The organism is Thioclava kandeliae, from assembly GCF_040297545.1.
In the GTDB taxonomy this organism is placed as follows: domain Bacteria; phylum Pseudomonadota; class Alphaproteobacteria; order Rhodobacterales; family Rhodobacteraceae; genus Thioclava; species Thioclava kandeliae.
This window is the reverse complement of the sequence record NZ_JAYWLC010000005.1, coordinates 70,636-81,920: the sequence shown is the minus strand read 5'-3', so window position 1 is coordinate 81,920 and position 11,285 is coordinate 70,636. Positions and strand designations below refer to the sequence as shown.

Genomic DNA, 11,285 nt, shown 5'->3' with positions numbered 1-11,285 from the left:
ATTTCTTCGGGCAATGTCAATGTAGGGCCTGATTTTCCTGTGTCGCAGGGCTGGCTCAGGCCAGACTGATCCGGCTTCCGGCGTGGCGCAGGACCAGCCCGTCCAGCTCGAGTTCGGTCAGGATCTGCGCGAAACTTGCCGCATCGATCCGCAAATCACGGATCACATGCTCCTCCAGAACCGGACTGGGGCCCAACAGCTCCAGCAGCGCCTGCACCGGATCTTCGGGCGCCGCGGGCGGAGCCTCGGGGGCAGGGACGGGCGTGGTCTGCACAGGTCCCAGTGCCTCGGCAATATCGGCGAAATCGCGGATCAATGTGGCGCCATCGCGGATCAGCAGGTTGCAGCCTCCCACACGCCCGTCCATCGGATGGCCGGGCACGGCCATGACCTCTCGCCCCTGATCGAGCGCATTGCGGGCGGTCAGCAGGCTTCCCGATTTCGTGGCAGCCTCTATGACAATCGTCGCCCGCGCGAGACCGGAAATGATGCGGTTGCGTTGCGGGAAATGGCGGGCCTGCGGCGGCATCCCGACAGGGTTTTCCGAAAGTCGCAGCCCCTGCGCGGCAAGATCCGCATGCAGCGCTTTGTTCTCTTTGGGATAGACGACATCGATCCCGCCGCCCTGCACACCGATCGTGCCGGTGGTGAGCGCCGCCCTATGCGCCTCGGCATCGATCCCGCGGGCCAGTCCCGAGACCACCACATAGCCTGCCTCGCCCGCCTCGCGGGCCAGACCTTCCGCCATCCGCCGCCCGAGCGACGAGGCGCTGCGGGCGCCGACAAAGGCTAGTGCAGGGCGTTTGAGTAACCCGAGATCGCCCATTGCCCACAGGACAGGAGGCGCATCCGGCAGATCGCAGAGCGCCTGCGGGTAATCGGGCGCGCCGAAACAAAGGAGGCGCGCGTCCGCCTTCCGGCCCGCGTTCAGTTCCGCCAGAGCGGCGGCCTCGCTACAAGGAGAATAATCGGTCACACCGGCAGAACGGGCAATCTCGGGCAGGGCCTCAAAGGCCGCCGCGACCGATCCGTGTTCGGCAATGACCCGGTGAAAGGTCGTGGCCCCGATACGACGCGAGCGAAAGAGGCGGAGCACCAGCAGTTCATTTTCTTCCGTGGTGGGTGGGGTGAAGGGGGTGGGGTAAGAAAACAAGCCTGTTTTCATCCAGTCCTCCGCCTCTATCGCAAGACCAGATTGCTGCGTTAAGATTAACGAAAGGTTACCGAATCCGGCATCGCTGGAATTTTGCTAAAAATTTATTTGATCTTTCGATAGAAAAGCCGCCCAGAGAGGCGGCTATCCTGTTGTCATACCAAGGAAATGAGTGCCCCAAGGTCAGGATGCAGCCGAGCCGCCAACCGTCAGCCCGCCGATCATCAGACTGGGTTGGCCGACGCCTACGGGCACCCATTGACCTTGCTTGCCGCAATTCCCGACACCCGGATCGAGCGCCATATCATTGCCGATGGCGCGAATCTTCTGCATCGCGGTCGGGCCGTCACCGACCAGCGTGGCCCCTTTTACCGGCGCGCCCACAACACCGTTCTTCACACGGTAGGCTTCGGTGCAGTTGAACACGAACTTGCCATTGGTGATGTCCACCTGACCGCCGCCAAAGCCCACGGCATAGATTCCGTCTTTCAGATCGGCCAGAATGGAGGCCGGATCGGTATCGCCGCCCATCATATAGGTATTGGTCATGCGCGGCATGGGGCAATGGGCAAAGCTCTCGCGGCGGCCATTGCCGGTGGGCATGACCCCCATCAGGCGCGCATTCTGGCGGTCCTGCATATAGCCCACCAGAATACCGTCCTCGATCAGCACATTCCTGCCCGAAGGCGTGCCCTCGTCGTCGATGGTGATCGAGCCGCGACGGTCGGGGATGGTGCCATCATCCAGAACGGTCACGCCCTTGGCGGCCACCTGTTGCCCCATCAGACCGGCAAAGGCCGAGGATTTCTTGCGGTTGAAATCGCCCTCCAGCCCGTGGCCCACGGCCTCGTGCAAGAGGACACCCGGCCAACCCGGACCCAGCACAACATCCATCTGCCCCGCAGGCGCAGCCTCGGCGCGCAGATTGACCAGCGCGATGCGCAGCGCCTCGCGCACGGCGGGCTGCCATGTGTCGGGTGTGATCAGCCCTGCCAGACCGTAGCGGCCACCGCCGCCATGATTACCCGACTCGCGGCGACCGTTTTCTTCCACGATCACCGAGACATTGATCCGCGCCATCGGACGGATATCCGACACCAGCCCGCCTTCGGGGCGCAGGATGAAGACCTCCTGCAGGGAGGCCGCCATCGAGGCCGAGACCTGCACCACGCGCGGATCGAGATCACGGGCGAAGGCATCGATCTCCTTGAGGATGTCGATCTTGGCGGCAAAGGTCGCGTCCGTCATCGGATCGCTATCGGTGTAAAGCCGCAGATTGGTGCCCTGCGGCGGGGGCGCCATCGTGCCGCCACCGGAGCCAACGGCCAGACGTGCGGTCTCGGCGGCGCGTTTGAGCGCGCTTTCGGTCAGCTCGGTCGAATGGGCATAGCCCGAGACCTCGCCGCGCACAGCGCGCAGGCCGAAGCCCTCCGAGGCGTCGTAACTTGCATTTTTCACACGGCCATCGTCGAAGACGAGCGCCTCGGAACGACGGCGTTCCAGAAACAGCTCGCCATCATCGGCGCCCGCCGTCGCCTCTCGCAAGACGGCAAGCGCGCGCTCTTCATCCAGCTGGGTTTCGAACGGGGCAAAGCGGGTCTCGCTCATGCGGTATCCTTTCCTATTCGCGCGGCACGGGCGCGCGCGGGTCTGCCTATGGATATGTCGCGTCCGGCCCACCGTTACAAGTTTTGAAGACAGGATGCTGGGCCGCACGCGCTCATCAGCAGCAAATTTGAACGCTCACACTATGTAAAGATGTGGCGTAATATCAATAATAGGTGTATCCGGCCCCTGCGCGATTTCGCTTTCAGAGGCGGATTGGGCTTGGCTTTTGCCGCATCGGGGCACCTCGTAGCTCTCGGCTCTTGTCGGAAACGTGACAGGTCGGGATGCCGTGGGCAGGAGCTGGACAGGTTTTGTGCCGCGCAGCCGCGCGACAGATGGCAAAGACGAACCGGAAGGCACGGATGAGCGATATCGGCTATGTAAAACCGCAAGGACAGGACGCGCAGTTCAACGATTTCGTGGCTCTCTTGAAGCCGCGCGTGATGTCGCTGGTAGTGTTCACCGCCTTTGTGGGACTTGTGGTAGCTCCTGTGCCTGTGCATCCGCTGGTTGGCTTTATCTCCATTCTTTTCATTGCCTTGGGTGGTGGTGCCTCGGGCGCGCTGAATATGTGGTATGATGCCGATATCGACCGCATCATGAAGCGCACGCAAAGCCGCCCGATCCCTGCTGGCCGCGTCAGCGAGACCGAGGCTCTGGGCTTTGGCCTAGCGCTTTCGGTGATCTCCTGCGTGATGCTGGCGCTTGCGTCGAATATCTTCGCGGGGCTGTTTCTTGCCTTCACCATCTTTTTCTACGTCATCGTCTATACGATGTGGCTCAAACGCTCGACGCCGCAGAATATCGTGATCGGTGGCGCGGCGGGGGCCTTCCCCCCGATGATCGGCTGGGCTGTCGCGACGGGCAGCGTATCGGTCGAATCAGTGGCGATGTTCCTCCTGATCTTCCTGTGGACGCCCCCGCATTTCTGGGCGCTCGCGCTCTTCATGAAGAGCGATTATTCGGCGGCCAAAGTGCCGATGCTGACGGTGACCCATGGCCGCAAGACCACGCGTCGCCATATCCTTGCCTATGCGCTGATCCTCGCGCCGGTGGCCATCGGGCTGGGCGTGACTTCGATCGGCGGGCCGGTCTATCTGGCCACGGCGCTGGTGCTGAACGCGATCTTCATCCATGGCGGCTGGGTCATCTGGCGCCGCGCCGAAGAGACCGCAGAGGCCGAGGGCTACCGTTTCGAGAAGCGCTATTTCTACTTCTCGCTCCTCTATCTGGCGCTGCATTTCGGGGCACTGCTGGTCGAGAAGGCGCTGCATCTGTGGCCCGCCTATGCGCAATTCGTGCAAGGGTTCACCTGGTCATGAGTGGTCGGCTGTATCCCATGCATCTGGCCCGCGCCTCGCGCAACAAGGGGCTGGGCCTGACGCTTGCCGTGTTCTGTCTCTTGGTCTTCGGGCTGACCATCGTGAAGCTTTCGGCCCAGACAGGAGCCGCCACCGGAGCCGCCACCGAGGCCGCGGCCCCCACAACCATCACCCAGACGCGCTGATCCGCGGGCTTTTCTGCCGCAGATTGCGTTGATTTTTCCATGATATATGCAGTCAGGGATGACAGCGCCCGTGCATTGGCGTATCAGACCCCGACGAACCGAAGGACTGACCATGCGTTATATTTCGACCCGGGGACAGGCCCCGGCTCTGAGCTTTGGCGAAGCAATGTTGACGGGTCTGGCCCGTGACGGCGGGCTCTATGTGCCCGAGACGGTGCCGCAATTCACCGCGGACGAGATTGCCGCGATGGCCGGTCTGTCCTATGAGGAGGTCGCCTTCCGCGTGATGAAGCCCTTCACCGCCGAGACCTTCTCGGATGAAGAGCTGAAAGGCGCGATCACCCGTGCCTATGCCGGGTTCGGTCATGTCGCGCGCGCGCCGCTCAAGCAGCTGGCGCCGAACCATTTCCTGCTGGAGCTGTTCCACGGCCCGACGCTCGCGTTCAAGGATTTCGCGATGCAGGTCATCGGCCAGCTGTTCCAGATCGAGCTGGCGAAACAGAACCGCAAGGTCACGATCGTCGGTGCCACCTCCGGTGATACCGGCTCGGCGGCCATCGAGGCCTTCCGTGGGCTCGATAATGTCGATGTCTTCATCCTCTTCCCGCATGGCCGCGTGTCGGAAGTGCAGCGCCGCCAGATGACCACGCCGATCGAAGGCAATGTCCATGCGCTGGCGCTCGAGGGCGATTTCGACGATTGCCAGGCCAAGCTGAAGGATATGTTCAACGATTTCACCTTCCGTGATGAAGTCGGTCTGGCCGGTGTGAATTCGATCAACTTCGCCCGCGTTCTGGCGCAGATCGTCTATTACTTCACCTCGGCCGTGGCTGTGGGCGCGCCGCATCGCAAAGTGTCCTTCACTGTGCCGACCGGTAATTTCGGGGATATTTTCGCGGGCTTCCTTGCCAAGGAAATGGGCCTGCCGATCGAGCGTCTGGTGATCGCCACCAACCAGAACGACATTCTCGACCGCTGCATCAGGGCGGGTGATTACACCAAACGCGGTGTGAAACCCTCGATGAGCCCCTCGATGGATATCGAGGTGTCCTCCAACTTCGAGCGCGCGCTGTTCTGGGCCTATGGCCGCGATGGCGCCGCAGTTTCCGCACTGATGGACGAGCTGAAAAATCAGGGCTCCTTCACCGTGTCGAAAAACGCGATGGGGGCATTGCTCGAGCATTACGACAGCGGTGCCGTCGGCGAGGGCCGCACCCTCGAGATCATCGCCAAGACGCTCAAGACGACCGGCGAGCTGCTCTGCCCGCATTCCGCCGTGGGCGTGGGTGTGGCGATGGATGCGATCGAGCGCGATCCGGCAACGCCGATGATCACGCTGGCCACCGCGCATCCGGCGAAATTCCCCGCCGCCGTCAACGAGGCGTCGGGCGTGCATCCCGATCTGCCGCCGCGTATGGCGGACCTCTTCGACCGCGAAGAGCGTGTGACCCGTGTGCCCAATGACCTGGACGCGCTGGAAACCCTGATCCGTAAAGAGCGCCGCGCATGATCCAGTTCTCGACCCTTCCCAACGGCCTGCGCGTCGTGACCGAGCGGATGCCCTCGATGGCCTCTGCCGCCATCGGCATCTGGGTCAATGCGGGCGGGCGTCACGAGCGCCCCGAACAGAACGGTATCGCACATTTCCTCGAACATATGGCGTTCAAGGGCACCAAGACGCGCTCTGCCTTGCAGATTGCTGAAGCGATCGAGGATGTGGGCGGCTATATCAATGCCTATACCTCGCGCGAGGTAACCGCCTATTACGCGCGTGTCTTAGGCAATGACGTGCCGCTGGCGCTCGATGTCATTGGCGATATCCTGATGAACCCGGTCTTTGACCAGCGCGAGATCGAGGTCGAGCGCGGTGTGATCCTGCAGGAGATCGGGCAGGCGCTCGATACGCCCGACGATATCATCTTCGACTGGCTGCAGGAGGCGGCCTATCCCGATCAGGCGATCGGTCGCACGATCCTCGGTCCGGCGGAAAAGGTCGCAGGCTTTGGCCAGAGCGATCTGGCAGGCTTTGTTTCCGAGCATTACGGCCCCGGTCAGATGATCCTGTCGGCGGCGGGGGATGTGGATCATGACGCCATCGTCAAACAGGCCGAGATGATCTTCGGCCATATGATCCCGCGCAAGGATGCGCTGATCCAGCCTGCGAGCTGGAAGGGTGCCGAATACCGCAAGTCGAAAGACCTCGAGCAGGCGCATTTCGCACTGGCATTCGAGGGTCCGAGCTACCGCTCGACCGATCTTTATGCGGCGCAGGTCTATGCTACGGCGCTGGGGGGCGGGATGTCTTCGCGGCTGTTCCAGAAGATCCGCGAGGAGAAGGGCCTGTGCTACACGATCTTCTCCCAGGCCGGTGCCTATGAGGACACGGGCATGATGACGATCTATGCGGGCACCTCCGCCGAGGAGCTCGAGCAGCTGTCCACCCTGACGGTGGACGAGCTGAAGCGCGCCGCCGAGGATATGTCCGAGGTCGAGGTCGCCCGTGCGCGGGCCCAGATCAAGGCGGGTATGCTGATGGGGCTCGAGAGCCCGTCAAGCCGCGCCGAGCGGATGGCCCGTAATCTGTCGGTCTGGGGCCGTGTGCCCGATCTCGAGGAGACGGCGGACCGTATCGATGGTGTTACCGTCGAGGCCGTGCGCGCCTATGCGGCCAAGCTGATCGCCGAGCCCAATTCGGCGCTCGCCCTTTATGGTCCGGTTGATCGTGCTCCCGATCTGGAGGAATTGCGACGGAGGCTTGCTGCCTGATGCTGACGCGTCGCCGTAAACCGAAGGTGGAAACCGATCGGCTGACGCTTCGCCTGCCGCAACATTCCGACTATCGCGACTGGGCGAGCCTGCGCGAGGAGAGCCGCGACTTCCTGACCCAATGGGAGCCGCTCTGGTCCAACGACCATCTCTCGCGTAAGGCCTTTGCCAATCGGGTCTACTGGTCCGCACGGGCCGAGGCCGCAGGCACTGCCTTGCCCTTCTTCCTCATACGGCGCGGCGACGAGCGCGTGGTGGGGGCTATCACCCTCGACAATATCCGCCGTGGCCCCGCGCAATCGGGAACCATCGGCTATTGGGTGGGCGAGCGCTATGCCCGTCAGGGCTTCATGCGCGAAGCCATTGAAGGGGTTGTGGATTACGCCTTCGCCATCCTCGATCTCAGTCGTATCGAGGCAGCCTGCCTGCCTGAAAACGCGGCATCGCGCGGCGTGTTGGAAAAATCCGGCTTCAAATATGAAGGTGTGGCGCAGGCCTATTTGCAAATCAACGGCCGCTGGCGCAACCATGTGCTCTATTCCAACCTGCGTCCCGACCGCCGTGGCCGGACGGATGTGGGTTAAGTCCAGATTATAAAGGAAATTCCATGCGCGCTGCCGACGATATCTTCCGCGAAGAGCTTTCCGAGCTCCTACCGGATCTGGCGCTCTCGGAGGCGGAGCCGCGCTATCTGGAAGAGCCGCGCGGACGCTGGTTCGGGCAGGGGGGGCTTCTGGCAAAGCCCGCAAGCACCGAAGAGGTGTCGCAGATCCTCAAGCTTTGTCACGCGCAGAGCGTGCCGGTGGTGCCCTATGGCGGTGGCACGGGACTGGTGTCTGGGCAGATCATGCCCGGCGAGATCCGCCCGCTGATCCTCAGCCTCGAAAAAATGACCAGTATCCGCGATGCCGATGCCCATACGATGATCGTCGAGGCGGGACTGACCCTGGCGCAAGTGCAGGAGGCGGCCGAGGCGCGCGGGCGGCTCTTCCCGCTATCGCTGGCCTCTCAGGGCACGGCGCGGATCGGCGGCTGCCTGGCGACCAATGCGGGCGGGGTGAATGTGCTGCGCTATGGCAATACGCGCGAGCTGTGTCTGGGCGTCGAGGCGGTGCTGGCCGATGGCACGATCGTCTCGGGGCTCAAGCGTCTGCGCAAGGACAATACCGGCTATGACATCAAGGATCTGATGATCGGCTCCGAAGGCAGCCTTGGTGTGATCACGGCGGCCAGTCTGCGGCTCTTCCCGCGCCCCTCCGAGGTCGGCACGGCGTTCTTCGTGGTTAAGGGCCCCGAGGCGGCGCTGGAGCTGTTGGAGATCGCCGAGGCACGGATGGTGGGCTGTGTATCGGCCTTCGAGCTGATCGCCCGTCAGGGGCTGGAATTTCTGGCGCAGGTCGGCCCCGAGGTGCATATGCCCTTTGCCGAGGCGCCGGACTGGATGGTGCTGTGCGAGATCGGCCTGCCCGCAGGGATGGATGCCGAGGAGGCTTTGGCGGGGCTATTCGAGGCTGCAGGCGCTCTGGTGAGCGATGGTGTCATCGCGCAATCGGGCCAGCAACGGGCTGATATGTGGGCGCTGCGAGAGAATATCCCCGAGGCGAACAAGCGCATCGGCTCGATTTCCAGCCACGATGTCTCGGTGCCGTTGCCCTCGCTTCCGGCCTTCATCAAGGCGGCGGGCGAGGCGCTGGCCGAACTGGGCGATATCCGCGTGAACTGCTTCGGCCATGTGGGCGATGGGAACCTGCATTACAACGCCTTCCCTGCGGCGGGTAAAACCCGCGCCGATTATGACCATCTCAAGGGCGCGGTGAAGGATTGCGTTTATGCGGTGGTCGACAGTTTCGGCGGATCGGTCTCGGCCGAGCATGGGATCGGACGCATCAAGACCGGCGATCTGGAGCGCTATGGCGATGCGGGCAAGCTGGCGGTGATGCGCGCGGTCAAAGCGGCGCTCGACCCCAACGGGATCATGAACCCGGGCGCGGTGCTGGTGGCGGGTGAATGAAAAAGCGCCTCGCCCAATGGGTGGTGGCGAGGCGCTCTGCAAGTGGTTCACGTGTTTGCAAGCAGCAGAACCAGTCTGCGCGATATGTGTAGCACGCTAAAACCTGACAAAAGGTTAGCAGCCTTAACCCTGCGCGATCAAAGCCCTTCGAATTCGCACAAAACCTGCACCTGTTGCCCCATCGCTTCCAGCTTGCGGCGTCCGCCCAGTTCGGGCAGATCCACGATGAAGGAGCAGCCCACGATCTGGCCGCCCAGCTTCTCGATGAGCTGTATCCCCGCACCGCAGGTGCCACCCGTTGCCAGAAGGTCATCGACGATCAGCACCCGCTCTCCGGGCTGGATGGCGTCTTCATGCATCTCCATGATCGCCTCGCCATATTCCAGCTTGTAGGCCTGGCTGATGGTCTGGCCCGGCAGCTTGCCCTTCTTGCGGATCGGGACAAACCCTTTCGACAGCTGGTGGGCAATCGCCCCGCCAAGGATGAACCCGCGCGCCTCAAGCCCTACAACCTTGTCGATCGGCTGGCCTGCCCAAGGGTGCAGGAGCTGGTCGATCGCCATGCGGAAGCCGCGCGGGTCGGCGAAGAGGGTGGTGACATCGCGGAACAGGATCCCCTCATGCGGGAAATCGGCGATGGTGCGGATGTAATCCTTGACGGTTTTCATGGGTGTCTCCGTGCGGGCGGGGAGGGGGTCACAGGACGCGACCAGCCACGCAGTTCAGTTTCTCTTTCATCTCGGGATCGCGGCACTCGGGCGCCGTCATGATCGCCCCGTCCAATGCACGGTTACATCCCGAAGCGCAATCGCTTTGCGGCCCTTTGAGGCGCTTGGGCAGCGCCGCGATGACCGAGCGCGCCAGTTGCGCATTGGCCTTGGCGGTGGCCACTACCTGCGCCACATCGACCGCGTCATGATCGGGGTGCCAGCAGTCGTAATCGGTGATCATCGCGATACAGGCGTAGCAGATCTCGGCCTCGCGGGCGAGTTTGGCCTCGGGCATGCCGGTCATCCCGATCACATCCGCGCCCCAGCTCCGGTAGAGGCGGCTCTCGGCCAGAGTGGAAAATTGCGGACCCTCCATCGCCACATAGGTGCCGCCCCTATGCATGGTGCCACCTGCCTCGTGGCCCGCCTCCAGACAGACCTCCGAAAGCCGTGCGCAGGTCGGGTGGGAAAACGGCACATGGCCCACAAGCCCCGTCCCGAAAAAGCTTTTCTCGCGGGCGAAGGTGCGGTCGATATACTGGTTCACCACCAGAAAATCGCCCGGCGCATAGTCTTCTTTCAGCGACCCCACCGCCGAGACCGCCACCAGATCGGTCACACCCATGGTCTTCATCGCCGCGATATTGGCGCGGTAATTCACCGTGGTGGGCATATGCACATGGCCGCGCCCGTGGCGGGGCAGGAAAACCATCCGCACCCCGTCCAGCTCGCCTGTCAGCAGCTCGTCCGACGGGCTGCCGAAAGGTGTCTCGACCGCCTGCCATTTGCGGTTTTCCAGCCCCGCAATGTCATAAAGCCCCGAGCCGCCGATGATCCCGATTACCTTGTCCATCATGTTTTCCTTACTTCAAACGCGGGCGCAGCAGTTCCCATGTATCGGTCACGGTGGCATAATCCCCGCGATAGCCCAGCCGGCTGACCCAGCCTGGCGGACGGTAGATCCCGTCTGTCAGGCAATCCTCTCGCAGATGTACGCCCACCACCTCGGCATGGACAAGCACATCTGCCATACCCAGTAACGGCATCTCGCCCACAAACCGGCATTCCAACGCGGCGGGCGCCTGCGCCACACGCGGGCAGTCGATCTCGCTGCACTCGGCCTTCTCGATGCCGCAGGCCGCGAACTCGTCCACCCCCGCCGGATAGGGCGCGGTGCTGGCATTCATCACCTCGACCAGCGCGGGCTCTACCAGATTGACGCAGAACACCCCGCTCTCGCGGATCTGGGCGAGGCTGTCTTTGGTGCCGTCGCGATCCTCTTTCGCACCCAGCGAGGAAAACACGACCTGCGGGGGCGTATAGGCGGCGGCATTGAAGAAGGAATAGGGCGCCAGATTGTCGCCCAGCTTGCCGCGTGTCGAGATCCAGCCAATGGGGCGGGGCGAGACGATGGCGCTGAACGGATCATGCGGCAGGCCGTGTCCCTGAGCAGGACGATAGAACATTTCGATGCCTCCTATGGTTTGAACCTGACACTGCCGCGTGCTAGGCGGAATGGAAAGCCCCAGC

The 11,285-nt window shown here is 62.9% G+C and carries 11 protein-coding genes; 6 read left to right on the top strand and 5 right to left on the bottom strand.

The window, feature by feature from the left end; genetic code table 11:
• Window positions 1-55: 55 nt before the first annotated feature.
• Both dprA and tldD read right to left on the bottom strand, forming a co-directional pair.
• Window positions 56-1,165 (bottom strand): DNA-processing protein DprA, encoded by a 1,110-nt coding sequence (gene dprA / locus VSX56_RS08105; RefSeq protein ID WP_350936272.1) that lies wholly within the window; start codon window positions 1,163-1,165, stop codon window positions 56-58.
• A 171-nt stretch (window positions 1,166-1,336) separates the two neighbouring features.
• Window positions 1,337-2,761 carry a metalloprotease TldD gene (tldD, locus tag VSX56_RS08100; protein ID WP_350936270.1) on the bottom strand — a complete coding sequence of 475 codons (1,425 nt, stop codon included), beginning with the start codon at window positions 2,759-2,761 and terminating at the stop codon, window positions 1,337-1,339.
• Window positions 2,762-3,123: 362 nt separating this feature from the next.
• Here tldD and cyoE point away from each other — a divergent pair, with 362 nt between their 5' ends.
• The 6 genes from cyoE (at window position 3,124) to VSX56_RS08070 (ending at window position 9,045) form a co-directional block, all read left to right on the top strand.
• Entirely contained in the window at window positions 3,124-4,083 is a 960-nt protein-coding gene (gene cyoE, locus VSX56_RS08095) for a heme o synthase (protein WP_350936533.1), read from the top strand.
• Window positions 4,080-4,268, top strand: a complete 189-nt coding sequence (locus VSX56_RS08090) for a cytochrome c oxidase system small membrane protein (protein ID WP_350936268.1) — start codon at window positions 4,080-4,082, stop codon at window positions 4,266-4,268. The genes cyoE and VSX56_RS08090 overlap by 4 nt, the downstream gene beginning before the upstream one ends.
• A 112-nt stretch (window positions 4,269-4,380) precedes the next feature.
• On the top strand, window positions 4,381-5,778 hold the full coding sequence (thrC, locus tag VSX56_RS08085) for a threonine synthase (protein WP_350936265.1): 1,398 nt from the start codon (window positions 4,381-4,383) through the stop codon (window positions 5,776-5,778).
• Window positions 5,775-7,034 (top strand): M16 family metallopeptidase, encoded by a 1,260-nt coding sequence (locus tag VSX56_RS08080; protein WP_350936263.1) that lies wholly within the window; start codon window positions 5,775-5,777, stop codon window positions 7,032-7,034. Before thrC ends, VSX56_RS08080 begins: the two co-directional genes overlap by 4 nt.
• Window positions 7,034-7,618, top strand: a complete 585-nt coding sequence (locus VSX56_RS08075; RefSeq protein WP_339114274.1) for a GNAT family N-acetyltransferase — start codon at window positions 7,034-7,036, stop codon at window positions 7,616-7,618. Before VSX56_RS08080 ends, VSX56_RS08075 begins: the two co-directional genes overlap by 1 nt.
• Before the next feature lie 23 nt (window positions 7,619-7,641).
• Window positions 7,642-9,045 carry an FAD-binding oxidoreductase gene (locus tag VSX56_RS08070; protein WP_350936260.1) on the top strand — a complete coding sequence of 468 codons (1,404 nt, stop codon included), beginning with the start codon at window positions 7,642-7,644 and terminating at the stop codon, window positions 9,043-9,045.
• 137 nt (window positions 9,046-9,182) lie between these two features.
• Here VSX56_RS08070 and VSX56_RS08065 read toward each other — a convergent pair whose 3' ends face one another.
• Genes VSX56_RS08065 through VSX56_RS08055 form a run of 3 tightly spaced genes read right to left on the bottom strand, consistent with a single transcriptional unit; the run spans window position 9,183 to window position 11,221 of the window.
• On the bottom strand, window positions 9,183-9,713 hold the full coding sequence (locus VSX56_RS08065) for an adenine phosphoribosyltransferase (RefSeq protein WP_339114276.1): 531 nt from the start codon (window positions 9,711-9,713) through the stop codon (window positions 9,183-9,185).
• Window positions 9,714-9,741: 28 nt separating this feature from the next.
• Window positions 9,742-10,608 (bottom strand): S-methyl-5'-thioadenosine phosphorylase, encoded by an 867-nt coding sequence (locus tag VSX56_RS08060; protein ID WP_350936258.1) that lies wholly within the window; start codon window positions 10,606-10,608, stop codon window positions 9,742-9,744.
• Window positions 10,609-10,618: 10 nt separating this feature from the next.
• Window positions 10,619-11,221, bottom strand: a complete 603-nt coding sequence (locus tag VSX56_RS08055) for a flavin reductase family protein (protein ID WP_339114277.1) — start codon at window positions 11,219-11,221, stop codon at window positions 10,619-10,621.
• Window positions 11,222-11,285 lie beyond the last annotated feature (64 nt).

Bases quoted from the DNA above. Each gene is read 5' to 3' on its own strand.
- dprA (WP_350936272.1), bottom strand. From the start codon at position 1,165: ATGAAAACAGGCTTGTTTTCTTACCCCACCCCCTTCACCCCACCCACC.
- tldD (WP_350936270.1), bottom strand. From the start codon at position 2,761: ATGAGCGAGACCCGCTTTGCCCCGTTCGAAACCCAGCTGGATGAAGAG.
- cyoE (WP_350936533.1), top strand. From the start codon at position 3,124: ATGAGCGATATCGGCTATGTAAAACCGCAAGGACAGGACGCGCAGTTC.
- VSX56_RS08090 (WP_350936268.1), top strand. From the start codon at position 4,080: ATGAGTGGTCGGCTGTATCCCATGCATCTGGCCCGCGCCTCGCGCAAC.
- thrC (WP_350936265.1), top strand. From the start codon at position 4,381: ATGCGTTATATTTCGACCCGGGGACAGGCCCCGGCTCTGAGCTTTGGC.
- VSX56_RS08080 (WP_350936263.1), top strand. From the start codon at position 5,775: ATGATCCAGTTCTCGACCCTTCCCAACGGCCTGCGCGTCGTGACCGAG.
- VSX56_RS08075 (WP_339114274.1), top strand. From the start codon at position 7,034: ATGCTGACGCGTCGCCGTAAACCGAAGGTGGAAACCGATCGGCTGACG.
- VSX56_RS08070 (WP_350936260.1), top strand. From the start codon at position 7,642: ATGCGCGCTGCCGACGATATCTTCCGCGAAGAGCTTTCCGAGCTCCTA.
- VSX56_RS08065 (WP_339114276.1), bottom strand. From the start codon at position 9,713: ATGAAAACCGTCAAGGATTACATCCGCACCATCGCCGATTTCCCGCAT.
- VSX56_RS08060 (WP_350936258.1), bottom strand. From the start codon at position 10,608: ATGGACAAGGTAATCGGGATCATCGGCGGCTCGGGGCTTTATGACATT.
- VSX56_RS08055 (WP_339114277.1), bottom strand. From the start codon at position 11,221: ATGTTCTATCGTCCTGCTCAGGGACACGGCCTGCCGCATGATCCGTTC.